General features: G+C 33.6%; 18 protein-coding genes and 1 pseudogene. 16 read left to right on the top strand and 3 right to left on the bottom strand.

Annotated elements, in window-relative coordinates; genetic code table 11:
- Positions 1 to 210 precede the first annotated feature (210 nt).
- The gene (locus CWS01_RS17310; protein ID WP_101178428.1) at positions 211 to 687 is read left to right on the top strand and encodes a CcdC family protein; all 477 of its coding nucleotides are present in this window, start codon (positions 211 to 213) and stop codon (positions 685 to 687) included.
- Between the two features lie 301 nt (positions 688 to 988).
- Here CWS01_RS17310 and CWS01_RS17315 read toward each other — a convergent pair.
- Together CWS01_RS17315 and CWS01_RS17320 are read right to left on the bottom strand one after the other, a co-directional pair.
- A pseudogene (locus CWS01_RS17315) lies at positions 989 to 2297 on the bottom strand (IS3 family transposase).
- Positions 2298 to 2406: 109 nt separating this feature from the next.
- Positions 2407 to 2682, bottom strand: coding sequence for a phage holin family protein (locus CWS01_RS17320; protein WP_101178429.1), 276 nt, complete (start codon positions 2680 to 2682; stop codon positions 2407 to 2409).
- A gap of 159 nt (positions 2683 to 2841) precedes the next feature.
- On the opposite strand from CWS01_RS17320, the gene CWS01_RS17325 reads away from it, so the two are divergent.
- The 11 genes from CWS01_RS17325 to CWS01_RS17375 all read left to right on the top strand — a co-directional run bounded on the left by CWS01_RS17325 (position 2842) and on the right by CWS01_RS17375 (position 15228).
- A complete protein-coding gene (locus tag CWS01_RS17325) occupies positions 2842 to 3060 on the top strand; it encodes a DUF1659 domain-containing protein (protein WP_101178430.1) in 219 nt (72 codons plus the stop codon).
- A gap of 119 nt (positions 3061 to 3179) precedes the next feature.
- Entirely contained in the window at positions 3180 to 3395 is a 216-nt protein-coding gene (locus CWS01_RS17330; RefSeq protein WP_101178431.1) for a DUF2922 domain-containing protein, read from the top strand.
- Positions 3396 to 3636: 241 nt separating this feature from the next.
- Positions 3637 to 3774 carry a YvrJ family protein gene (locus tag CWS01_RS17335; RefSeq protein WP_101178432.1) on the top strand — a complete coding sequence of 46 codons (138 nt, stop codon included), beginning with the start codon at positions 3637 to 3639 and terminating at the stop codon, positions 3772 to 3774.
- A gap of 276 nt (positions 3775 to 4050) precedes the next feature.
- Positions 4051 to 4251 (top strand): cold-shock protein, encoded by a 201-nt coding sequence (locus tag CWS01_RS17340; RefSeq protein ID WP_101178433.1) that lies wholly within the window; start codon positions 4051 to 4053, stop codon positions 4249 to 4251.
- 203 nt (positions 4252 to 4454) lie between these two features.
- Entirely contained in the window at positions 4455 to 5600 is a 1146-nt protein-coding gene (locus CWS01_RS17345) for an exonuclease SbcCD subunit D (RefSeq protein ID WP_101178434.1), read from the top strand.
- On the top strand, positions 5597 to 8734 hold the full coding sequence (locus tag CWS01_RS17350) for an AAA family ATPase (protein WP_101178435.1): 3138 nt from the start codon (positions 5597 to 5599) through the stop codon (positions 8732 to 8734). The genes CWS01_RS17345 and CWS01_RS17350 overlap by 4 nt, the downstream gene beginning before the upstream one ends.
- A 725-nt stretch (positions 8735 to 9459) precedes the next feature.
- Positions 9460 to 10440 (top strand): C40 family peptidase, encoded by a 981-nt coding sequence (locus CWS01_RS17355; RefSeq protein WP_101178436.1) that lies wholly within the window; start codon positions 9460 to 9462, stop codon positions 10438 to 10440.
- A gap of 302 nt (positions 10441 to 10742) precedes the next feature.
- On the top strand, positions 10743 to 12029 hold the full coding sequence (locus CWS01_RS17360) for a cation:dicarboxylate symporter family transporter (protein WP_101178437.1): 1287 nt from the start codon (positions 10743 to 10745) through the stop codon (positions 12027 to 12029).
- A gap of 137 nt (positions 12030 to 12166) precedes the next feature.
- Positions 12167 to 13471 carry an ATP-binding protein gene (locus tag CWS01_RS17365; protein WP_101178438.1) on the top strand — a complete coding sequence of 435 codons (1305 nt, stop codon included), beginning with the start codon at positions 12167 to 12169 and terminating at the stop codon, positions 13469 to 13471.
- A gap of 6 nt (positions 13472 to 13477) precedes the next feature.
- Positions 13478 to 14425, top strand: coding sequence for a response regulator (locus CWS01_RS17370; RefSeq protein ID WP_101178439.1), 948 nt, complete (start codon positions 13478 to 13480; stop codon positions 14423 to 14425).
- Between the two features lie 299 nt (positions 14426 to 14724).
- Entirely contained in the window at positions 14725 to 15228 is a 504-nt protein-coding gene (locus tag CWS01_RS17375) for a M15 family metallopeptidase (RefSeq protein ID WP_101178501.1), read from the top strand.
- Positions 15229 to 15325: 97 nt separating this feature from the next.
- On the opposite strand, the gene CWS01_RS17380 is transcribed toward CWS01_RS17375, so the two are convergent.
- Complete coding sequence (locus tag CWS01_RS17380) at positions 15326 to 16366, bottom strand: M42 family metallopeptidase (protein ID WP_407938581.1); 1041 nt, start codon at positions 16364 to 16366, stop codon at positions 15326 to 15328.
- 478 nt (positions 16367 to 16844) lie between these two features.
- On the opposite strand from CWS01_RS17380, the gene CWS01_RS17385 reads away from it, so the two are divergent.
- The 4 genes from CWS01_RS17385 (at position 16845) to CWS01_RS17400 (ending at position 25588) form a co-directional block, all read left to right on the top strand.
- On the top strand, positions 16845 to 18824 hold the full coding sequence (locus CWS01_RS17385; RefSeq protein WP_101178441.1) for an LTA synthase family protein: 1980 nt from the start codon (positions 16845 to 16847) through the stop codon (positions 18822 to 18824).
- A gap of 292 nt (positions 18825 to 19116) precedes the next feature.
- A complete protein-coding gene (locus CWS01_RS17390; protein ID WP_101178442.1) occupies positions 19117 to 19428 on the top strand; it encodes a hypothetical protein in 312 nt (103 codons plus the stop codon).
- Between the two features lie 343 nt (positions 19429 to 19771).
- Positions 19772 to 22105: an RNA polymerase recycling motor HelD gene (gene helD, locus CWS01_RS17395; RefSeq protein WP_101178443.1), complete on the top strand. Its 2334-nt coding sequence runs from the start codon at positions 19772 to 19774 to the stop codon at positions 22103 to 22105.
- A 123-nt stretch (positions 22106 to 22228) separates the two neighbouring features.
- A complete protein-coding gene (locus tag CWS01_RS17400) occupies positions 22229 to 25588 on the top strand; it encodes an SCO7613 C-terminal domain-containing membrane protein (protein WP_101178444.1) in 3360 nt (1119 codons plus the stop codon).
- The last annotated feature ends 4 nt before the right edge of the window (positions 25589 to 25592 follow it).

Genomic DNA, 25592 nt, shown 5'->3' on the forward strand with positions numbered 1-25592 from the left:
AAAAGCATGTAAATTGGCAGAAATATTATGGCGTTAAAAAGTAAAAAAGAACTTTTGGCAATAAAAACTACATAGAAATTTTTGCATGGAAAGGATATGATAAAGTGGATCATATCCATTTTACTATGTTGGAATACATGGTATACTAAGTTTTTAGATTTAGTATAATAATAGGAAAACAATTATTAGATTAAAAAGGGGATATAATAAATGACATCGGTCATTATTTCATCTGTTATTGCTGTTTTTATGGGAATAGCTGTTACTTTTGCTCGTATGAAGGCGGCAAAAAAACCAGTTTCTGCAAAAAAAATTATTCTTCCTCCACTCTTTATGAGTACAGGTGCACTTATGTTTGTATCTCCGATTTTTGCTGTTACAGGAAAGGAAATAGTGGAAGCAGCAATCATTGGTATGTTATTTTCTATTCTTTTGATTAAAACATCTAAATTTGAAGTTCGTGAAAACGATATCTATTTAAAGCGTTCACGAGCATTTGTTTTTATATTATTTGGTTTATTAGCCATTCGAATTATTGCCAAGCTGATACTAAGCAGTACTATTGATGTAGGCCAATTAAGCGGCATGTTCTGGATATTGGCATTTAGCATGATTGTTCCATGGAGAATTGCCATGCTTTATTCTTACAGAAGACTAGCGAAACAATTAGATGCATCATTCAAATGATATATTTGCTCTATATAGAGAGGAAATGAGAGTAAGATGATGATGAGGCGATTATCAATTATGATTATTTTCCTACTATATAAGTGTGATGGTTTTTATCACGCATTAACAGGCTTTTGCTCCCCACCTAAGGGATGATAAGAGAAAACGAGACATTTTAGGTGGGGAGAAATCTGATTGAAGTTACACTTTATTGGAAATTAAAATATGTATGAGAAATGACATAAATAGGACGGAAAAATGAAAAAAAACCATGAGCTTAAATAAAGTGTACCCTTTGTAAAGGACATTTTAAAAAAGGCTAGGCGGATTTAAGAAGATGATTTCTGTATTGAACAGGGGTCATCTTTTTTAAATTCCATTGATATCTGTAGTGATTGTAATAAATCATATATTGCTTAATTTCATGTTTTAGTTCGTCTAGAGTTGTACATGATTTAATAGTGGATTTGTCTTTAAAATGACCAAAGAAGGATTCTTGAGGAGTGTTATCCCAACAGTTTCCAGATGGACGTAATCCAAGTTTCTTCACTAGTTTTTGGAAGTCAGGGTGTGTATAGTGGGTCCCTTGATCAGAGTGTACCAATGCATCTTCTGCTTTTCTAAAATTTCGATTCTTCTTTAACTTTAGAAAGGTGTCTGTAGCTAAATCCATCGTGATAGGGTCTGATACATGATAGGCCAAAATTTCATTGGTTGAACTATCTTAAATTGTCGACAAATAGGCTTTCTGACCCTTCCCATAAAACAAATAGGTGATATCGGTTAGGAGTACTTTCCCAGGGATATCTTGCTTAAATTGTCGGTTCAATAGGTTTGGTACAACTCTGTGTTCTTGTGTGGCTTTCATCATTCGTCTATAAGGATTTGCCTTTCGGATGGGGCAAATAATACCGTATTTCTTCCAATCCTTTTCAAATTGTAGACAACACTAAATTGACCCGCCAAAGTCATTTTAATTGGACGTGCCCCTTTTTTACAGCCCCTAAAACGGAATGCCTTTAATAGGTTTTCTTTTACTTCTTCATCCTCTTTATCCTTTTGTTTTCTTCGATCCTGTGACTCCAAAGAAAAGTAATGATAGTATCCACTTCTTGAAACCTCAGCTATCTCACAAAGGTAACTTACCCTGTTTGTTAATTGGTATTTTTCTATCACAGAACGAATAAGAATATATTTTCGGCTTGGAGGCCGTACTACTTTTTCATCCCCCTTTCCGCAAAACGAATCTTTTTTAAGAGCTCATTTTCTGCTTTCAATAGGTTGATTTGTGCTTCTAAGCGTAGATTCTTTTCCTCGAGGGAAAGCTCTCTTTCTAAAGAACGTCCAGAATTTCCAGCTCTAGTGTCGCTTAATCCGGTTACACCGTTCTTTTTGTATGCTGCTTGCCATCTTTTACTTGCTGCATTGATTCTTACCATTCCAATGATTTCTGTATCAAATCCACATTCTTCAAAGATATGTCTAGAAAATTTCCCTTTTTCCTTCTCCGCAATAAATATCCTCTTAAACTCATCGGTGTAGGTAATCCTTTTAGTGCTTACCGATTTTGTATAAGGGTTAGCTGATAATAGGTTGATCTCTTTATCTGTAAATGTCTTTTTACTCATAATTTCCCCCAGTCTCTACTATGTTGTCTATTTATAATTATACAAAAAAATACCCTATAGATAGACTTTTTTAATTGTCTATTCTATAGGGTACATTTTAAAATGCAACTCATGGTTTTTTTTCATTTTTTTGTTTAAAAGGATTTTGTTTATTCCACATTTGATGGCCTAGAACGGACACACCTGTTGCTAAAATACCGTTAGTTATCGCTTGAAAAGTAAACCCGTAAGCAAATATTGCAAGGAGGACAGATGAGGCAAGCAAAATCCAAATAATAAGCCAGTCTACAATTTTTGGTGTCTGTTTTAATGCATACCCTAGCACCCATAAAACAGGTATTAATATATAATAGTTTTCATTTAAATACTCTTTTAATAACTCCATTGTATTTTCCCCCATAAGTTCAGTTGCAATATAGTATGAAAAGGTGAGGATGTTCGTTTATTCAAATAACTAAATTTCCCTAAAAATAGAGAAAAGAAATAATCACCCTGTCTTTTTTTTTTGTATTTTTCTATATAAAGGGTGAAGGGAGGTGAGAAAATGGCACAAGCAAAATTTATGGAAACAGTGGTGAAAATGAATTTTCGAACAGGTATGAAGGAAAACGGTGAATCTATTTATAGCAGTAAATCATTACGAAATATTAAAGATGCCGCTACAGCAGAAGAAATTATGCAAGTGACACAGGCTTTGGCTTCGTTAGTAAGCTATCCCCTTGAATCGGTTGTGAAAAATGACAGTTTTGATTTATCTAAATAATGATAGTTTAGTAGATTAGGGGATTTCTGGTTCATTCATTGCAAAAGGATATTTTTATGAATGAACGAGAAATCAGTATAGTGCTTATTTTATATAAAATATAAAGGGAGGAAAAGGAAATGGCGAAAATGCTGGAATTAACATTTGGAAATGAAAATGGAAAAACGACAAAAATATCATTAGATGGTCCAATTGAGCCTGTTGATACACAAAAAATTTTAGCGGCTATGCAAAGCATTATTCAAGCGAATATTTTTGTGACAACAAATGGAGCGTTTGTTTCTGCACAAGGGATACGTCTTATTGAACGCAATGTTACTGATTATGAAGTTTAATTAAAAGGTTATTCTCTTAAAGTTTTATTATTTTTAACCGGAAAAGTGGAAGAAGTAGGTTTAAGTAGATGGAATACACGTAGACTCCTGAGGGAATGCGAGATAGGCGAGGGGCAGAGCGAAGTGCGCTTGAGTTTAAAAGCAATAATCTATACGAAAACAGCCAATTAAAAAGAAAAGTTGGGAACATGGAAATCCAATTATCCATGGTCTCAACTAGCAAAGGAGTGAAGATGACACATTGAATGAGATTATTTCTTTTATCAGCCAAGTTGGATTTCCGATTGTTGTAAGCTTCTACTTATTAAATCGGATTGAAGCAAAGTTAGATATTATGATTCAGTCTATTCAAAACTTATCTCGCTATAATATTGAGTAAGGAATAGAGTAGTAGAATACAAATAAATGAAGGATTTGCTTCTAAGAAATTAGTATTTTATGAGTAATTTTCTGAAAAATGAAAGGGTTTTCTATTGACGGAAATAGTTAAAGATGTTAAATTTACATTAACCGTTATGAAACGTATTTGGTATTTACGATTCAAATGATCGAATAATAATTGTTTGAGAGATTGAAAGTAGAAATGCTTTATGCGCTTTTTAAAATGGTAAATTTTACACAAAGCTTTTGTAAGCTTATAGGAGGATTTTTTCATATGAAAAACGGTAAAGTAAAATGGTTCAATGCAGAAAAAGGTTTTGGATTTATTGAAGCAGAAGACGGAAATGATGTATTCGTACATTATTCAGCAATCCAAGTAGAAGGATTCAAAGCATTAGAAGAAGGTCAAGAGGTTTCTTTTGAAGTGGTTGAAGGAGCTCGTGGACCACAAGCTGCTAATGTAACAAAAATATAATAATAAATTTAATAAATGAAAAGCTGTCATTCTTTTAGAATGACAGCTTTTTTGCATGTGTTTTACTTGCAGCTAAAGCTACCTTCTTTATCAATAGGGGGAATGGAATAGATTCACACCTTCTTGCTGGAGATTATTTGTTATAATAGGGAAAGTAGTTTAATAGATGGCAAAAGAAATGAAAAAAGAATAGGAGGACATTTGTGAAATTTATTCATACAGCTGACTGGCATTTAGGCAAACTTGTACATGGCCTATATATGACAGAAGATCAAAGGCATATATTAAATCAGTTTGTGGACCTTGTGAAAGAAGAGAAACCTGATGCAGTTGTTATAGCAGGAGATTTATATGATCGTTCAATTCCTCCCCTCGATGCAATCAATTTATTGGACGAGGTTTTGTATACAATTAATGTGGAGTTAAACACACCGATTATTGCGATATCCGGCAACCATGATAGTGCAGAGCGTTTATCATTTGGAAGCTCTTGGTATCAGCAAAATAAGTTTTATTTAAATGGGAAAATTGAAAATAGTGTTAAACCTGTTTCTCTTAAAGGGGTTCATTTTTATTTAGTTCCATATTGTGAGCCAGCAATTGTTCGACAGTATTTAGCAGATGAAAAAATTGTTTCCCATCATGATGCAATGGAAGCCATTGTGAATAAAATAGCTGAACAAATGGATTCATCTGTACCTAACATATTAGTGGGGCATAGTTTTGTACTTGGAGGGAAAACCACTGATTCAGAACGGGTTCTTTCTGTTGGCGGTACTGGCTGTGTTGGTGCAGAACTATTTTCCCCGTTTACATATACGGCATTAGGCCACTTGCACAGTCCAGATGCTTTGAACCATCCTTGTGTAAAATATTCTGGTTCGTTAATGAAATATTCCTTTTCAGAGGCAAAACAAAATAAATCTGTTTCTATTATCGAAATAACAGAGGATGGAAAGTTTACAGAAACCTATCATTCCTTTACCCCTAAAAGGGATATGCGGGAATTAGAAGGGTATTTAGAGGAATTATTGGATCCCAAATTTTTTGAAAAACAAAAGCTAGATGACTACTTAAAAATAACTCTTTTAGATGATGGAGCAATATTAGATCCAATTAATAAACTGCGCCAAGTGTATCCAAATGTGCTTCATTTAGAAAGAAAAAGGGATAATCTCGATCAAAAGCAAAAACAGTCGTTTGCGACAAAAAAAGAAAAACAAAAAACAGAACTAGATTTATTTGCTTCCTTTTATAAAGAAATGACAACTTCTCCTTTTACGGAAGATAAGCGTTTAATAATGGAAAAAGTAATAGATGAGTGTAGGGGAGAGGAGAAAAGAACGTGAGACCCTTAAAGTTAACGATGCAGGCCTTTGGTCCCTATGCTAATAAAGAAGTGATTGATTTCAATGTTCTTGGCAACCGGACAATGTTTGTGATCTCAGGGAAAACCGGATCTGGAAAAACAACGATATTTGATGGAATTAGCTATGCTATCTATGGAAAGGCAAGTGGCGAAGATCGAAATGGTCCAGAATTAAGAAGTCAGTTTGCAAAGGATTCTCTTCTGACAGAAGTGAAGCTTGAATTTAAACTTCGCAATAAACAATATTTAATTATTCGAACTCCCCAGCAAGAAAAAAAGAAAGAACGTGGAGATGGATATCGTACGATTGGTGCCACCGCAGAGTTGTATGCATTTGATGAGAATGGGGAAAAAAAACTTGTTGCCTCTTCTATTCGGGATGTAGATGAAAAGATAAAAGAAATCATACAAATTGACAGCAATCAATTTCGGCAAATTCTTATGATTCCTCAAGGGGAGTTTCGGAAGCTATTAACGTCAGATAGTAAGGATAAAGAAGCCATCTTACAAAAACTTTTTCATACAGAAATGTATAAACGAGTGGAAGAAAAATTAAAAGAACAGGCAACTGGGTTAAAAAAATCAGTAGAACAGCAGCTGGTTAAGCGTACAAATAGGCTTAGCCATATAAAAAGTGTCTATCATGAAGCCTTGCAGGAGGCCTTAAAAGAAAACCCGGAAAATGATATTATGTTGCTTCCATTATTAGAGAAAGAAATAGAGATCATGGAAAGTAAGCTGCAAAAAATGAAAGAAACGTTAAAAGAAAAAAGCAGCGATCGAGATAAATTAAAACAACAGCTTTTTGATGGGGAAAATATATTAAAGCAAATGGAACTTCGGGATGCACTTGGCCTAAAAAAAGAAGAATTAGTTGCCAAACAAGAGGAGTACAAAGAAAAAGAAAAAACAGTCCAGTTAGCGCAAAAAGCCAACTTGCTGACAAAGCAGGAAGAAATATGCCATCATTTAAAAAGGCAAATTGATAAAAATGAAGCAAGTCTTGCGGGCAGCAAACAAAAGTTAGCAGATGTGAAACGGGGCTGGGAGCTTTCTGAACAGAAATTTAAAGAAGAAGAACAAAAAGAGCCAGCAAGGAAACAATTAATCGAGCATCTCTCCTATTTAAAATCGATTCAGCAACATGTTCAGCTATTTGCAGAAAAAGAAAAAAATCTGTTTCTGCTATCCCAGGATTTAAAAGAAAGGGAAACAAAAAAATCTGCCCTTTTGGTGGAACAAAAAAAATTAGAAGACATGCTAGGGCTGTTCAAAAAAGAGAAACAGCAGCTAGATAAGGATCAACTAACATTTTTAGCCAATAAAGAACGCTTAATAAATGTACAATATCTAGTCGAAAAGATAGAGAAATACAAACTAGTGGCGCAAAAAATAGATAGCTTAGTTTTGATGTTAGATAAAAGGGAAAAAGAAAGGACAAATGTCCAGCTTCGTTATGAAGATAGTTTGAAACTTTTAGAGAAATTACAAAGAGATTCCCATGCTGCACAAGCCTATTTTTTGGCAGAATCATTGGAGAATGATGCTCCTTGCCCAGTTTGTGGAAGTACCACCCATCCTCAATTAGCGAGCAAAAATGCTGGAATTTTTGTAGGAGAAGAAGATATAAAGGCAGCAAAAGCAGATACACAGAAATTAGAACAAGAAAAGTTTAATGCAGAAAATGCTTTTATAAAGCTTTTAACAGAAAAAACATTTTTGGAAGAAGAAAAAAAGGGTTGGATAAAGGAAATACAACACAGTATAGATTATTTTTCAAGTGAAACAGCAGCTGAATGTTACGAACAAATAACAAAAGATGCTGCAAGAATGAAAAAAGAGCAACAACTATTAGAAGAATCGATTAAAAAATCGCAAAAGGCAGAGGAATCGTTAAGAAATATTGAAGGGCAGATTCAAAACGTAACACTAGACCAGGAAAAGACGAATGAAACGGTGCAAAAATTATCGATCTTGTTTGCGGAACAACAGGCAGAAATAGCAAATATTAAAAAAACAATCCCGGAAGAGCTTCGAGATGTCAATCGCTATCAAAAGGCCATCCACCGAGAGCAGCAGGAGTTAGCTAGACTAGAAAATGCTTTAAAAGAGGCGCAAAAGGCATTAGAAAAAGCGAAAGAATTATGGCAAATAGAAACAACGAAACAAGAAGAACTAAATATTCGCCTACTAGAATTAAAAGAACAGTTAAAACAAGAGCGGACTATTTTTCTTGAGAATATGAAACAACAAGGCTTTGAGACATATAGTTTATTTATGGCAGCGAAATTGCCGGAAGTGGAAATAGAAGGACTATTGAAAAAGATTCAAGCATACCGAGAAGAATATCGATCGGTCAGTGATAGATATCAAGATTTATATGAAATGCTCAAACATACAGAAAAACCGGATATAGAAGCAGTAAAGACAGAATTAGACAAGTTGGATGCATGCTTGCAAAACTTGCAGCAAGAGCAAACTAACTTGCTTATCAACATAAAAGAGAATAAACAGATAAACGACGAAGTGACAGAGCTTAATGAGGAAATCAAAGAGCTGGAAGAGCAATATAAACTAGTAGGGCATTTATATGATATTACAAGGGGGCAAAATACATATCGCATTACATTTGAACGATTTGTATTGGCAGCATTTTTAGATGATATTTTACAAGAAGCCAACAGCAGGCTTTTAAAAATGACAAGCGGCCGCTATCAGCTAGTAAGAAAGGCAGACCGCTCAAAAGGCAATGTGCAAAGCGGATTAGAACTGCTCGTATTTGACCAATACACAGGACAAGAAAGACATGTGAAAACATTATCTGGTGGAGAAAGTTTTAAAGCAGCACTATCATTGGCCCTTGGCTTAGCAGATGTTGTGCAAAACTATGCTGGGGGTGTTTCATTAGAAACGATGTTTATTGATGAAGGGTTTGGAACATTAGATCCTGAGTCGTTAGACCAAGCAATTGAAACATTAATGGACATTCAAAGTACTGGAAGATTAGTAGGAATCATTTCCCATGTACCAGAGATAAAAGAAAGAATGGAAGTCCGTCTAGAAGTGATCGCAGGACAAACAGGAAGCACAACAGAATTTCGTTTTCTTACCTAATGGCTACCTGTTAAAACGGGGTCTCCCTTTGACCATAAGCCTTAAACTAATAATAAAAGAGCAATCCAATAAGTTGATTTTATCATCTATTGGGCTGCTCTTTTTTGTTCATCCTCTAGTGGGGAGGAAAGGAGAAAGGGGAAAAAAGAGGCAACGGAGAATAAAAGAGAAGTTTGTTGATTGTTCTTTATAAAATGGTCAAATTATTTGTTGTAGGAATACGATTCAATCATTCAATAAAAGGTCCATGTTGTCATTACTTTTGGAAATAGATAATGATTATTAGCGGACTGCCCAATAAGGCAATTTTTCGGGAATTTAAGGAAATAGAAATATTGCTGTAATTATTGTCCTAATTTTGTTGAAAAAGGGCGAAGAAATGTATAGTTTAATAGGCACTTATACATATTTTTTACTAGTTTTTTATTCTTTTAATCCCTATAAATGTAAAAATATAATATTTTTACCATCTTACCCATTTTTTATAGATAGGAATGTAAACTTTTACTACTTAGAATAAATGATAGATAGACAGTCAGTAATTTATCGTGCATAAACGGGCAGTAAGATTCCCGCCTAAGGATTATAGGAGAGATTAGAAAAATCTAGTTGGGGGATAAACTTGCCCGTAAAAGCCCGATTGGTTCCACTCACATTCAGTGGGGAAATAGAAAACGCTCTCTACTGATGAAAGATTCACTTTACCAACAAAGGAGTTTATAGGAATGAAAAAGCAACTACTAACAATAGCGACCGCAACAGGATTATTATTTACTGCGTTTCAAGGAAATGCCAGTGCACATGAAAAGAACTATAAGGTAAAATCAGGAGATTCACTATCGAAAATCTCAAAAACTTATAATCTAACAGTAGCTAAAATAAAAGAATATAATGGACTGACAACAGATTTTATTAAAGTGGGCCAAAATTTATCGCTGTTGCCTATACATACTCATTATACTGTACGATCTGGAGATTCTTTATCCAAAATAGCAAAAGCAAAAAATACAACGGTGGCAAAACTAAAAGAGATCAATAACTTAAAGAGTGATGCTATTAAAATAGGGCAGTCTCTTATGATTCCAAGCACAAAAACTACTAGCAGTACAGGAAATACTACTAGCTCTGCCAGTTCCAATACAGCAAATACTCATTATACCGTACAATCTGGAGATTCTTTATCCAAAATAGCAAAAGCAAAAAATACAACGGTGGCAAAACTAAAAGAGATCAATAACTTAAAGAGTGATGTTATTAAAATAGGGCAGTCTCTTATAATTCCAAGTACAAAAACTACTAGCAGTACAGGGAGTATTTCTAGTTCTACTGGCTCTACTAGTTCCAGTACAGCAAAAGCAAGTGCTGTAGTGGCAGAAGCGAAAAAATATATCGGCGTTCCATATGTATGGGGAGGCAGTACACCATCTGGCTTTGATTGCAGCGGTTATGTAAATTATGTGTTTAATAAAGTCGGTATTTCCATTCCTAGAACGGTTGCAACCATATGGAATGCAACGAAAACGGTTTCTTCACCAAAGGTTGGCGATTTTGTATTTTATGAAACAGGTACAGGACCATCTCATTTAGGCATTTATATCGGCAATAATCAATTTATTCATTCAGGAAGTTCAACAGGTGTAACAATTACCAGCATGAGCAATAGTTATTGGAGCAGTCGCTATTTAGGTGCAAAAACAGCATTTTAAAAGCAAGTGAGAACTTCTTTCTATAGGTAGCAGTTATAATAGAAGAAAAGAGAATTTGTTATTAGAGAAAGAAGTTTTCTTTCATATATATCTTATAGGGGAAAACATTTGGTTAGAAGACCAAATGTTTTTTTATATAAAAAGATTTAATAATAGGAAGAAGATAATCAAAAAAATGAAAATGAAATATGTGTAGAAAGAATTTTTTTGTCGTTTTTTGTCACTTTAAGTAGAGTGTGTTTTATATTAATAACTATGTCTATTCACTTTAGCATAAGAAAACAGAAAAAGGGGGAAATCGTGTGAAAAAATATGGTTTAGCTATTCAAATATTAATCGCACTAGTTCTAGGCGTTGCGGTTGGAGCAATATTTCATGGAAGTGAATTGCTAATTAGCATATTAACTCCAATTGGAGATATTTTTCTACACTTAATAAAAATGATTGTTGTGCCAATTGTTGTGGCAGCATTAATCGTTTCTATTGCAGGAGTTGGAGATATTAAAAAGTTAGGAAGATTAGGCGGAAAGACTATTCTTTACTTTGAAATAATTACAACAATTGCCATTCTTTTTGGTATGCTTGTAGGGAATGTGTTCCAACCAGGTCTTGGAGTGAACCAAGAGGGATTGGAAAAGTCAGATATTTCTCAATATCAGCAATCTTCTGAAGCGACAAAAGACAGCCATGGGATTGGGGATATCATAACACACATTGTGCCAACAAATGTTATCTCAAGTATGGCAAATGCTGATTTATTGCCAATTATTTTCTTCTGTGTGCTATTTGGTTTAGGAGTAGCTGCAATTGGAGAAAAAGGAAAACCGGTTTTATCTGTCACCGAAGGGGTGCTAGACGCCATGTTCTGGGTGACAAACCAAGTGATGAAGTTTGCTCCATTTGGTGTATTTGCAATAATTGGTGTGACTATATCTAAATTTGGTGTCGGCACATTAATACCACTAGCAAAATTAGTTATACTAGTTTATATAACAATGATTTTCTTTGTTATAGTTGTGTTAGGAATTGTTGCAAAAATCGCGAAAGTAAATATTTTTACACTATTAAAAGTATTAAAAGATGAATTGATATTAGCTTATAGTACGGCAAGTTCTGAAGCTGTACTGCCGAGATTAATGGATAAAATGGAGAAATTTGGTTGCCCAAAATCGATTGCTTCTTTTGTTATTCCAACAGGATATACATTTAACTTAGATGGATCTACCATTTATCAAAGTATTGCTTGTTTATTTATCGCACAGATGGCAGGAATTGAACTTTCTATTGCTCAACAAATTATGCTTGTATTAGTATTAATGCTTACTTCTAAAGGTATTGCAGGCATTCCTGGTGCATCATTTGTTGTTATTGTTTCTACATTAAGTTCGATGAATATACCGGTAGAAGGCATTGCTGTAATACTAGGTGTCGACCGTATTATGGATATGCTTCGTACCGTTGTTAACGTAGTAGGAAATGCATTAGCAACCATTGTGATGAGCAAATGGGAAGGCGAGTTTGATGAAGAAAAATCAAAAAAGTATATTGCTGAAGTGAAAAAATCTGCCGAAGAAGCGAAAGCGGCATAAAAAAGGGTGATTACCATCACTCTTTTTTTCTTTTTTCTTTCTTAGATTAACTGTTCGTTCATGCTGTCACTATTTGGGGCATTGAATTGTATGCTGACAATAGATATACTAGTGGCAACAAAAGTGTGGGGGACCCAATGAAATTACATAAATTGCTTCAATCCAATACGATAATTATTATATTGATGGTTATTATGGTGCCGATTGCTGGAGAATTTAAATTTTTTCCTTTAAATGATCAGTTTCGGGTCAGCTTCGGACCAACTATTTTCTTTTTTTTATTGTTGTTTTTAAATCAAAACAAAATCCTTATTGCAGGAATAATGACAAGTCTTTCTATCGTTCTTTTTCGATTAATTCTAGATTGGTTCCAATGGAATCCCTATATTTTTACAGACTCTTTTTACGTCCGTTTACCGGCATGTTTTTATTATTTCACTTATGCATTGTTTTTTTATCTATTAAAGGTAAAAAAATTTCAGCATCAGGTTTTAATGATAGGATTATTCGGGATATGTTTGGAGCTGATAAGCCAAGTAGCAGAGCTGACTGTACAATATTATATTGTAGGAGCAAAAATAGAGGGAGGCTCTATTTTCCAAATTAGCATTATCGCAGTTTTTCGCAGTTTTTTTGTTGTCTCTTTTTATAGTATGTTTGTAATCTACGAAGCAAAAATTAGGGAAGAAGAAATAAAACGCAAAAATGATCATCTTTTATTATTGTTATCGAATTTATATGAAGAAAGTATTCATGTAAAAAAAACATTAAAGAATGTTGAAGTTATTACACAAGAATCATATGAATTGTATCGTTCCTTAAAAAAGGGAATGTTATCAGATCAAGAGGCGAAAAAATTAAGTTACACAGCTTTAAAAATTGCAGGAGATATTCACGATATAAAAAAAGATAATCAACGAATTTATGCAGGGATTTCCAAGTTAATTACAAGTGAAAAATTTTCTGAATATATGCATCTAAAAGATTTATTACATATAATCATCAAATCAAATGATAGGTATGCAGAGTCCTTAGGCAAACAAATAAATTTTTCTCTTGAACTAGATGTTTCTGATGACCTTTATGAAGCCTACTTTTTATTGTCAATTTTAAATAATTTAGTGGCTAATAGTATAGAAGCAATCGAACATACAGGAGAAATTACCATATCTGCATATGAAAAATCGGAAGAAAAGGAATGGATCCGTTTAGAAGTAATGGATACAGGCATGGGAATTGAAGATAAATACAATGAATTGATTTATAAACCTGGATTTTCTCTTAAATTTAATGGGGAAGGTATTTCATCTACTGGGATAGGATTATCCTACAGTAAAGAAATGATTGTAGGTTATGGAGGGAAAATAGCACATGCTGTGATTCCGAATGAAGGAACAAAATTTATGATAGAATTACCGAAAGAATGTTTAATAAAGGAGTAACTATTTATGAAGTTTTTTTTAGTGGATGATGACGAAGTAATTCGTTCTTTGTTGCGGCATATTATTGAAGATGAAGATTTAGGCGAAGTCGTCGGGGAAGCTGATAATGGAGAAGCTGTTACTAGTCAAGTGTTGAACTTTAAAAATGTTGATATTGTTATCATCGATTTATTAATGCCGGTGCGTGATGGTATTGAAACTATCCGTTCCTGGAATGGAGCATTTAAAGGAAAAACAATTATGCTTTCACAAGTGGAATCAAAAGAGCTGATTGGAGAAGCATACACACTTGGCATTGAATATTATGTTACCAAACCTATTAATAAAACGGAATTTTTAACGATAGCAAAAAAGGTGAGTCAAATTATATCTTTAGAAAAAACAGTGGAAACTATTAGACGCTCACTAAATGGTGTTTTCGAAAAATCTATTGGAGAAAGAGCCGTAGAATCTCTTAGCAAACAGTACAGTATAATAGAAGCGGTAGAATTTTTATTGTCAGAGTTAGGGATTATTGGAGAAAACGGCAGCAAGGATTTAATCGATATTATTCAACACCTATATAATCATGAAGCAAATGATACGTTTGAAATGAATTTTCCTTCTATGAAAGAAATTTTTGAAGGCATTTCCAAATACCGAGTGGGCGAAACTGCTTCCCCTATTGAAGTTCTTCGAGAAACAAAAGCGAGTGAGCAGAGGGTAAGAAGAGCGATTAATCAATCGATTACCCACTTGGCAAGCATTGGGCTAACAGATTTTACAAACCCTAAATTCGAAAATTACGCCTTGAAATTTTTTGATTTTTCGATTGTCCGAAATAAAATGACGGAATTAAAAAACGAGAAATCCAATCATAATAAACAAGTGAAAATTCATACGAAAAAGTTTATTCAAGTATTATATTTTGAAGCGAAAAAGCTTGTTCATACAAGCAGGCATGATCAGAATTAGGAAATAAAGAAAAACGAACAATCAGTCGAGCGTTTAAGGGCACGTCTCCCTAAATGGCTCCTTTTTTCTGTTAAGACTCTACTACCTATTCATGCAGGATAAAAAAATTCAAGGAAAAATAAAATAGTGACCGCACTTTTATAGATTTACAAAAAGTGCGGCTTTTTGTTTGCAACAAAGGGAAATATCTCTTACGATTAATAAATATTTAAATGCTTTTTAAAAAACATATTAAGCTTTTCTGAAAAAAAGGAGTTTTATTGTTGAAAAAGAAAAGAAAACGTCATGGATCAACAAGGATGATGCTTATTATAATTGGTGTTTTGCTTGTAGTATTTTGGAAACAGCATAAGGAAAAAGAGCTCAGTAAAACACCTCTTCCGACATCGCTTCATGAAATAATTGTCGGAAAAAGAGATTTGTTGGTGAGTCAAGCTTTAGATAAAGGGATTCAGGTGGTCATTATAGAGGGATTTCGCAGTGTAGAAGAACAAGATGCTCTCTACAATAAAGGCCGGACCGAAGAAGGAGCCATCGTTACACATGCAAAAGGTGGCGAATCTTATCATAACTACGGTTTGGCGATTGATTTTGCCCTTTTAAACAATAGTGGCACAACTATTTGGGATATGGAATATGATGGAAATGAGAATGGCAGAAGCGACTGGATGGAAGTGGTGGACATAGCCAAATCGTTAGGATTTGAATGGGGAGGAGATTGGGCTAATTTTAAAGACTATCCTCATTTGCAAATGGATTTTGGTTTATCGATTGCCGAGCTGCAAAAGGGAAAAAGACCTTAAAAGAGATCGAAGGATATAGCAATCTTTGAAAGGTAAAGGGATATCCAATAGCGCTAAAAATGGGCTTAATGGCAATCCCTTAATCAGAAGTTTTCTTTTACATATCAGATAATAGATAATGATAAATAAGTTTGGCAGTTGCTTCAATGGAAGAAACATGTGTGCGTTCATAAGCATGGGATGAATCAATGCCAGGGCCGATTAAACCATGGACAATGTCAAAGCCAGCACGAATGGCGCTAGAGGCATCAGAACCGTAATATGGATAAATGTCCAATTGGTAGTCTATTTTGTTTGCTTGGGCTAATTGCACTAATTTTTTGCGCAAGCCGTAATGATAGGGACCGCTTGCGTCTTTTACACAAATAGACACAGTATATTCGTCTGTTGATTGCCCATCTCCCATTGCGCCCATATCAACTGCTAAATACTCGACTGTTTCTTTGGGGATATTGGAGTTTCCGCCATAGCCAATTTCTTCATTGTTAGAAATTAAAAAATTTGTCGTATATGGCAAGTTGATATTTTGTTTTTTCATTTGTTTTAAAAGCAATAAAAGGATAGCAACGCTTGCTTTGTCATCAAGATGGCGAGATTTGACGAACCCGGATTTTGTAATCTCTAGTCTTGGATAAAAAGAGACAAAATCCCCGACATTAATTCCTAATTTTTTTACATCCTCTCGATTTTTAACTACTTCATCGATGCGAACTTCCATATTTGTTTGGCTGCGTTCCATTTTGCCAGCATCTTTATAAACATGAACGCTCGCCTGATGGAGAAGAATGGTACCTGTATAAACTTTACCAGAGGCCGTTTCAATCGTACAATTTTCTCCTTCGATGCTGTTGTATGTAAATCCGCCGATTAAATCAAGACGAAGGCGCCCATTTTCCTTTATTTCCTTTACCATGGCTCCAAGTGTATCTACATGGGCAGTAAGCATTCGCTGTTTTTCTTTTTCAGTACCTTCAATGGTAGCAATTAATCCTCCTTTATTATTTTTTATTGTGGGAATAGATTGTTCTTTTAAAAAACTATCAATAAAACGGATGACTTTTTCTGTATTGCCAGATGGACTATTTATTGATACTAATTTTTCTAAAATATCGATATATTCTTCCTGATTCCAATTAATCAAAAGGAAAACCTCCTGTTTTTATTGAAAATATGCATTTAGTGAAACATATTTTCAGTATAAGCCTATCTTTAGACAATTGCCTGTTTTTTAACCCTTGTTTAATTGCCTGAATATTAATATTAATGCTATTAATAGGTTTTTACTAGATATTTATAATAAATTAATGTAAGATGATTTTAATTTGGTTTATATGAAGAAATGGTAAAGGAGCAAAAAACAACAGAACAAATGAACAGTCTCCTCTAAAAAAGTGGAATGTATTGGTATGGGATAAAATTGGAAAAAAAGGGTTAATTTTATGTTTTTCTTTTTTTATGCATATGATATAATGTTCTACGTTGATTTGTAAAAAACATGTAAATAAAAAATGAAGAGAAAACACACAAAAAAATGATTTTTTCAAAAAAAAGAAACAACGCATAAACGCATGATAGAAGATTCTTTTTTGCTATTAATTGAACTGAGGTGAAAATGATTGAAAGGTACAGTAAAATTATGGAAGAAATTCATTGCACAACATTCTTCTTTCTTTTTAATCGCCATTATTTTATTTTGGATTAAAACATATGCAGCTTATAAAATTGAATTTAGTCTAGGGGTAGAAGGAGCATTTCAACAGTTTCTTTTATTTATTAACCCAATAAGCTCCGCATTGTTTTTTATCGGACTTGCATTATTTATAAAAGGCAAAGCACAGCCTGTAATGATTACTGTTATTACTGGTATCATGTCCTTTTTGCTTTATGCAAACATTGTGTATTACCGTTTCTTTACAGACTTCATTACCGTTCCAGTTTTGATGCAAGTAAAAGTAAATGGCGGCCAGCTAAGCGACAGTATTTTGTCATTGGTGACACCATTTGATATTTTATACTTTTTAGATGTTATTGTACTTGTAGTATTGCTCGCTACAAAGGTTTATAAACCTGTTATACAAACAAATAGAAGAAAAGCAAAATCCGTTTTTGCTCTTGCTATTTTAACATTTATTATTAATCTTGGCCTTGCTGAGATAGATCGTCCAGAATTATTAAGCCGTTCATTTGACCGCAATTATTTAGTAAAATATTTAGGGGCATATAACTTTACGGTTTATGATCTTGTGCAAAATGCCCGTTCTGAGTCCCAAAGAGCTCTTGCAGACAGCAGTGATATAACAGAGGTGCAAAACTATATCAATGCTAATTTTTCTGATCCAAATGCAGTATATTTTGGAAAAGCAGAAGGCAAAAACGTTATTTATATTTCTTTAGAGTCACTTCAATCTTTTATTATCAACTATAAGTTGGAGGGTAAAGAAGTAACACCGTTTTTAAATAAGTTGACGCAGGATAAAAATACGTTCTATTTTGAGAATTTTTTCCATCAAACAGGCCAAGGGAAAACATCTGATGCAGAATTTATGATGGATAATTCCCTGTATGGCATGTCGCAAGGTTCTGTATTTGTGAATAAAGCGCAAAATACATTCCAATCAGCTCCTGCCATTTTAAAAGGAAAAGGCTATACAACAGCTGCATTCCATGGAAACTATAAAACATTCTGGAACAGAAATGAAATGTATAAATCTTTAGGCTATGATTATTTCTTTGATGCAGAGTATTACGATATGTCAGAAGAAAATACAAAAAACTACGGAATGAAAGATATTCCATTTTTTCAAGAAAGTATGCCGATGCTTGAAAGTCTAGAAAAACCATTTTATACAAAATTTATTACCTTATCTAACCACCATCCATTTGCAATGGATGAGGGGGATACTGATTTTCCAGCAGGGACAACAGAGGATAGTGTAGTAAATAATTATTTCCAATCAGCGCATTATTTAGATGAATCTATTAAACAATTCTTCCAGTATTTAAAAGATGCAGGACTTTATGATAATACGATGATTGTTATGTACGGAGACCATTATGGTATTTCTGAGAATCATAATAAAGCAATGGCACAAGTACTGAATGTTGATGAAATTACACCATTAATGAATGCACAATTACAGCGTGTACCATTGTTTATTCACGCGCCTGGAGTGGAAGGTAAAGTTGTAACTGAATATGGCGGCGATGTGGATGTAATGCCAACTGTTCTCCATCTACTTGGAGTGAATACAAAAGATTACTTGCAAGTAGGATCTGACTTGTTATCGAATAAACATCGTGAAACGATTCCTTTCCGAAATGGTGATTTTGTGTCTCCAACTTTAACGAAACTAGGGGATAATTGTTATAACACTAACACAGGTGAATTGGTTGCAGGAGAAGATTGTAAAAAGCAAGCGGAAAGTACAGCTGCTGAATTAAAAGCTTCAGACAGCATTGTCAGCAAAGATTTGCTTCGTTTTTACACACCGGAAGGTTTTACACCAATTAATCGTGAAGACTATAATTATATAAAAGATACTGCAACAAACGAAATAAAAGATACAAAAACAAAAGAGGAAAACACCAATCAATAATAAAAAAATCCTATTCCATTTTATGGAGTGGGATTTTTTTATCCCCATTTAACAGGCAATAAGACCTCGTTGAATGAAGCTGAAAGTGTGAGGCTCCTGCGCCAAAAGCGAGAGAGGAGAGACCTTGCATGTGTAAAGCAACGAAGAAACGGTAGGGTGCTTGCTTTATGGAAAGCGAATGCTCTTAGCTAGAATCAACAGCTGATTTTAACAGAGCCTTTTATATGGATCCGCTTTTTTGCAGTCGCCAATTTCTATTGGGCAAGTAATCAGCTATAAATGGTGGGCGAAAATGGCTGATAAACATTCCCATGCAAAAATGCTTATTCTAGTCTCCATTAGCATGGCGAGTGCGCCGTTCATGACAAACCTGTCTACTAATCTATGCTATATTGTTATTATTAATTTATTTGCAGAATTATCTGTTTCTGGAACGGTTTTATTATTATTTAATACTTTATTAAAAAGTACAGAAGAAAACATTAGAAGCCTATGTATATATCCAACTATAATATTTTATTGCTTTTATAGCTCCACAGTTTGGTGTATATTTATTAGAAAAAACGTCCATAGCAGCTGCAATGAATATATCTTCTATAATTAGATTGGCAAGTGGAGTATTTTTCTACTTTTTCTACGTATACTTAAAAAGAAGATATACACTTATTGTTGGAAAAAAGCAGCAAAAGCATAAAAGGATATGTTTTTCATTTCCTTGTTGTCTGTATGTGAACTAAAAGTTTGGTCTTGTAGTGGGGAGGTTTTAGGGACAAAAAAATCCCATACTCTTTTAAAAGAGTATGGGATTTAATCGCTTTATTTTAAGTGAATATGTTATAATTATAAGGATATTATAGTATTAATCTAAAAAAGTGTCTTAATATCTATAATAATATTATCATAAATGCATTTGCTTGTCAAATTGCAAGTTAGAAGGAGTGCAGAAAATGACAGAAAATAAAAGTGATGAAGTATTGCAAGAACAAAAGCGAATTAATCATGTCATTAGCGAAATTGGCGAAAAAATAAATAAAATCAAAAAGAATAGTCAATTGATTAGCGGAGATGTGGGTCAATTGCGAAAAACATTTTGGGAAGATGTTACCGTCAACTTTGATGAAGCTGATGATGTTTTAGAAACTTTTACAAGCATTAAGCAGCAAGCAGAACTTTTAGGGGAAAGAGAAAGAAGTTATGGGCAAATACATAAACAATTAAATACTTTAAATAAGTTAAAATACTCTCCTTATTTTGGCCGCATTGATTTTAAAGAAAATGGAGAAGAAACAGAAGCAATTTATATAGGAATAGCGTCATTTATGGACAAAGAAGAACAAAATTTTTATATTTATGATTGGCGTGCCCCCATTTCGAGCATTTATTATGACTATTCGAAAGGACCTGCCAAATATGAAATCCCAGAAGGAGCAGTGGAGGGAGAGCTTGTTTTAAAAAGGCAATTCATCATTCGAAACGGCAAAGTCATTAGTTTATTTGATACAGGGGTAACAATTGGAGATGAATTATTATTAGAAGTGCTTGGCAATCAAGCAAGTACAATGATGAAAAGTATTGTTGCAACGATTCAAAAGGAACAAAATAAAATAATCCGCAATGATTCTAAAAAAATTTTAGTCGTTCAAGGGGTAGCAGGAAGTGGGAAAACATCGGCTGCCTTGCAGCGAGTTGCTTATTTATTGTATCGGCATAGAAAAACATTAACAGCAGATAATATTATGCTATTCTCGCCAAATCCACTTTTTAATAGTTATGTTTCAACCGTATTGCCAGAGCTTGGGGAAGAGAATATGCAGCAATCTACTTTTTTAGAGTATTTAGTTAATCGAGTTGGCAAAGGATTAGAAGTAGAGGATCCTTTTTCTCAATTAGAAATTTTGTTAGATGCCGAGCAGCAAGAGAAAGCATCCTTCCGGCTAAAAAGTATTGAATATAAAAGCAGTTTAGCATTTAAAGAAAAAATAGAGGAAGAAATTCATAGATTTTCAACAAATGGAATTATTTTTAAGACAATTGCTTTTGGCGGCAAAGTGTTTTTTTCTAAAGAGGAATTAGCGAGGAAGTTTTATGAGTTCGATGCCACAAGCTCTATTCCTAATCGTATGGAACTGTTAAAAGAATGGATCCAAAAGGAAATGAAAAAACATGCGAAACAAGAAAGAAAGCAAGTTTGGGTAGACGAAGAAATGGATTTATTAGATAAAGAAGATTATCTAAAAGCTTATAAATTAACACAAAAAAAATCAAATAAAAAAATCGGCGAATTCGCGCAATATGAGGAAGAAGAAAAAATATTGCGGAGATTTATTGTAAATAGACGTTTTAAAGGCATTTATAAATTTATTAAAAATTTGGAATTTATTAATTATATTGCCATGTATAAAGGCATTTTTATGGAAGAACGTCCAAAAGAACTACCAATTGATGCATGGGAAACAATCTGTGTAAAAACAATGGAGCATCTTAAGCATAAAAAAATATGGAATGAAGATGCAACACCTTTTGCCTATTTTAAAGATAGACTGGAAGGCAAAAAATCAAATACAGGCATTAAACAGGTTTTTATTGATGAAGCACAAGATTATTCTCCTTTTCAAATGGCCTATATTAAGGAATTATATCCATATAGCAGAATGACTTTATTAGGGGATGTGAATCAAGCGATCTATGCCCATGCTAACAATGAATTAAAAGAAGAGGACCATAAAGAGATAGAACGGATTGTACTAACGAAAAGTTATCGTTCTACACAAGAAATTGTCGAGTTTACGAAAGAAATTGCGGCGAATGGAGATATTATTGAACCATTTAACCGGCATGGAGAAAAGCCGGTTATTGTAGAAGTAGAAGATCTTAATCTTCTTCCAGGAGTTGCGTTGAACAGAATTTGTACATTAAAAAAGAAGAAGTATCAAACAATCGCCCTTATTTGTAAAACAAAAAAAGAAAGTGAGCAAGTTTATCAATATTTAAAAAAACATATCGAAGTGCGTTTGATTGAAAAAGGAACGATTTCCTATGAAAAAGGAATTTCGGTCATTCCTGCTTATTTGGCGAAAGGAATTGAATTTGATGCGGTTATTTTGTATAACAGTTCTATTTATAATACAGAATTAGAAAGAGAACTGTTTTACACGGCATGTACGCGAGCCATGCATGAGCTGATTCTTTTAACGAAAAAAAATCAATTAAACATGTTTATTAAAGGCATAAATCCACAAACTTACATGCTGCAAATAGAAGAAGTAAAAATTGAAAAGTAATAGATGGAGGGAAAAGGATTGTTTCTTATGGAAACGGTCTTTTTAGGGATAACAAAAAATATTGTATCCTTTAACATTATAGTGTAATATTACACTATAATGTTAAAGGAGGAAATTACATAAATGGTAAAAAATAGAAATTTATATAAATCTATCTTTCTCCATGAACTAAAGGAGCTGCAAATAAATGGCTATATAACCAATGCGGAATATAACCATATTTTCTCTAGCTATGAAAAGTATAGAACAGACAGTTTTGTAAAAGAAAAAACTATTTCGAAAGCAACAAAAAAAGAGAAAACAAAAGAAATAACAGAAGCAAATATCTCCCCAAAAAAACATCGGACACCAGAGCAGCTGAAAGAGCGGAATATGGGTCTAATATTATATATTGGCGTTATGCTATTGTTAATTGGCGGTCTATTTGTAGCAACAAGCAATTGGCATAGCATGAATGATTGGATGAAAGCAAGTTCCATATTTTTTGTTTCCTTTTTATTTTATTGTTTTGCCATATTTGCTAAAAAAATAGTGAAAATTAAAAAAACGGCATTTGCTTTTTTTATTTTAGGCAGTTTGTTTTTGCCAATAGGCAGTTTGTCGATTAGCTGGTTTGAGTTGTTTGGAACCTATTTTTCTTATCATGGCAAAGGTAATTTTTTATTTGGAGCCATTAGTGCATTGCTGTTTATGCCATTTTATTATTGGTTGTCCGTTCGTTTAACATCTTCTTTTTTTCGGATTCTTACATTAACAGCATTTTCTATTGCAGGAATTTTTATTTTATTGGCATTTCATCCTTCAGAAGCTTTATTTTTCCTGTTGTTTACAATTTTTACTAGTTTGTTTTTCTTTTTTTTATCATACAGCAAGAAAAAAAGTTTGTTTTTTGCTTTTCAAAAAGAATTGCCAATTTTTATACAAATACATGTTCTTGCTACAATGACGGGGGTGCTTTTTTGGAGCAGCCAACCTGTTTTGCAAGGAATTAATTTGCTTTTATTAAGTGGTCTATTTATAGGGATTATTTATGGTACGAAAATTATTTATTATCATTTTTTAGCTAGCGCTATGATGTTGCTAGCAATGGTCCGTATTTTTACAATGGATAGTTTATCGTTTCTTAGTCCGATCCTTTTTGTTTGCGCAAGTATGGTTGTTATGATGTTTGGGTCTGTTTTAAAAGGCACAGTAAAATGGGGAAGAATATGGGAGTATACTAGCATTGTTTTTGTCGCAATGATGATGATTTACCAATTAGTCGTAGACTATCAAGGAATGATGCAAGGTTCTGTTATTTATGCATGTGCTTATTTATTGATCGCTTGTCAATTTATTTATTTAGCCAATTTGTTCTCCTATCCAATATATCGCTTTTTTCCAGCACTATTTACTGGCATGGCGCTATGGCAGGTCATATTAACAGCAGAATTCATTCAGTCCGTGCAAACTTTGTTCATCGCACTATTTAGCATTGGCTTTCTCCTATTTATTATATTAGGCTGCAATCCATTAAAACAAATAAAAGCAATCAAAAAAAGTTCTCAAATTTTTGCATTTATTGTCATGGCAACATTGCTTTTTCTATCTACCTACATATATATAGGAGAGAGCTTTGTTTTTATTGAAGCACTTTTATTTACTTTTTGTTTGACCATTGCCTTTATAAAAAGGTGGTTCCGTAAGAAAAAACGTGTTGTATCGGTCTCTCTTGCATTAAGTGTGGCCACAAGCTTTTTTGCATTTTTACATACAATCCATTTTATTCATAATAAAGGATTAGCTCTGTCGATAAGTTTAGCTGGCCTACTCATATGGCTGACTAGAAAACTTGTTTTTTATAAAAGTAAAAATCTGCAGGAAATTGCTTTTAGAACGGGGCAAGGAATTTATCTTTTTGCCATATTTGTATCTATTTCCTATCCAGTTCCTATTGTTTGGGTGCGTGCTTTTATTTATAGCGCAGCAGTTGTGATGTTTCTTTTTTGCTATCGCAGGAAACAAGAAGAATGGGTTGTTTGGATTATTAGCATTTTATCTGTTATGACGTATTTGGCGGCATTGCCTGTCTTTTTTGTTGATGCAAACATTATTCCCTATGGATATGAATATGGCTGGATTTTGTTTTTTCTTTTAAGCATGTTTGGCAGTGGTAAAAGGTTTAAAGATGCCTACTTTGCAATGTTTCATCTTTATTTAGTGTGTTCTATCCTCTGGCTAGTTGTTTTTTGGGAAAATAAAGATAATTTTCCATTTTTGCTTGGCTGTGCTGCTTATCTTTATAGCAGTATAAAACTGCGAATATCTTGGCAAAAAATAGTTTGTCAGTATACTAGCTTTATCTGTCTATTTGTGTTTTTATTACGAACTTTTCAATATATTGATATAGTGGGAAATAAAACGTTTCTTGCGTTTTTTCTGACAAGTATGTTTATATTTGTGTGCATTTTTTGCTATGGAAAAGATAAAAGAAACACAGCAGTATGGTTCTTTTTCCCTTTTTCATTCGCAGGAATGACTTATGGGCTGTTTTTGCTAGAACATGCTGAATTTATATATTTGCTGATGAGTGTGTATATTTTTCTCTATTTGGCTTTAGCTTATTTTACTGCTTATCATTATTGGAATATCGGCGGGCTGCTGCTTGTCGCAACAGCAGAGCTTTGGATAAAAAATATGGAAATAGGAGAAATGACTATTTTTTATCTATATAGCGGTCTTGGAATAGTATTGATTATTATAGGAAGTCTTCTTTATGAATATATTGTAAAATTAAAGGATAAAAAAGGAGCTTATATCGATTTTTATAGTTTATTTGGCGTTATTTTCCTTCTGTTTTTATACAGGCTGGATCTTAGCATCCTTTTTGCTGAAATATTGCCAGGTCTGTTGATTTCTGCTGCTTTATTTATGCAGAAAAAGAGGGTGTCTCCTAAATTTTCGCCTTTAGCTGTATTATTTGCCCTTGTTTATTTATTGCAGCCATATACTGGATTTATTCAAATGCTCGCAATACCGTCTCTATTTGTAAGGGAACTTATATTAGTACCAGTTATTTTAATTGTTATTTTGAGCAAAAGAATCTTTAAAGGGCACTATCAAATCCTTATTAATCGAGTGGAATGGGGCATCCTGATTATTTTCTTTGGGCTGTTATTGTTTGATATTTTCACTTCACCTCAAATTCTGGATGTACTGATGCTAGGCAGTTTAGCGTTAGCAGCTGTTATAGGAGGTTTTTACTTTAAGTATAAATCCTATTTTCTTGTGGGTGTTATTGTATTGCTCTTTAATGTCTTTCTGCAGGCAAGACCATATTGGGGAAATCTTCCTTGGTGGGCCTATCTATTAATTGCAGGAACGGCCTTAATTGCCGTTGCGAGCGGTTATGAATTAAGAAAGCAGCAGAAAGGTGAGAAGGTAATAAAAAAACTAATGATTTGGAAGAATGGTCTTGCTGATAGATGGAATAAATGGCGATAAAGTG

This window comes from Niallia nealsonii, from assembly GCF_002835805.1.
Lineage (GTDB): Bacteria > Bacillota > Bacilli > Bacillales > Cytobacillaceae > Niallia > Niallia nealsonii.

Coding starts and splice junctions, on each gene's coding strand:
- CWS01_RS17390 (WP_101178442.1), top strand. CDS start 19,117: ATGGCTGATAAACATTCCCATGCAAAAATGCTTATTCTAGTCTCCATT.
- CWS01_RS17310 (WP_101178428.1), top strand. CDS start 211: ATGACATCGGTCATTATTTCATCTGTTATTGCTGTTTTTATGGGAATA.
- CWS01_RS17340 (WP_101178433.1), top strand. CDS start 4,051: ATGAAAAACGGTAAAGTAAAATGGTTCAATGCAGAAAAAGGTTTTGGA.
- CWS01_RS17320 (WP_101178429.1), bottom strand. CDS start 2,682: ATGGAGTTATTAAAAGAGTATTTAAATGAAAACTATTATATATTAATA.
- CWS01_RS17325 (WP_101178430.1), top strand. CDS start 2,842: ATGGCACAAGCAAAATTTATGGAAACAGTGGTGAAAATGAATTTTCGA.
- CWS01_RS17355 (WP_101178436.1), top strand. CDS start 9,460: ATGAAAAAGCAACTACTAACAATAGCGACCGCAACAGGATTATTATTT.
- CWS01_RS17375 (WP_101178501.1), top strand. CDS start 14,725: ATGATGCTTATTATAATTGGTGTTTTGCTTGTAGTATTTTGGAAACAG.
- CWS01_RS17370 (WP_101178439.1), top strand. CDS start 13,478: ATGAAGTTTTTTTTAGTGGATGATGACGAAGTAATTCGTTCTTTGTTG.
- CWS01_RS17365 (WP_101178438.1), top strand. CDS start 12,167: ATGAAATTACATAAATTGCTTCAATCCAATACGATAATTATTATATTG.
- CWS01_RS17330 (WP_101178431.1), top strand. CDS start 3,180: ATGGCGAAAATGCTGGAATTAACATTTGGAAATGAAAATGGAAAAACG.
- helD (WP_101178443.1), top strand. CDS start 19,772: ATGACAGAAAATAAAAGTGATGAAGTATTGCAAGAACAAAAGCGAATT.
- CWS01_RS17400 (WP_101178444.1), top strand. CDS start 22,229: ATGGTAAAAAATAGAAATTTATATAAATCTATCTTTCTCCATGAACTA.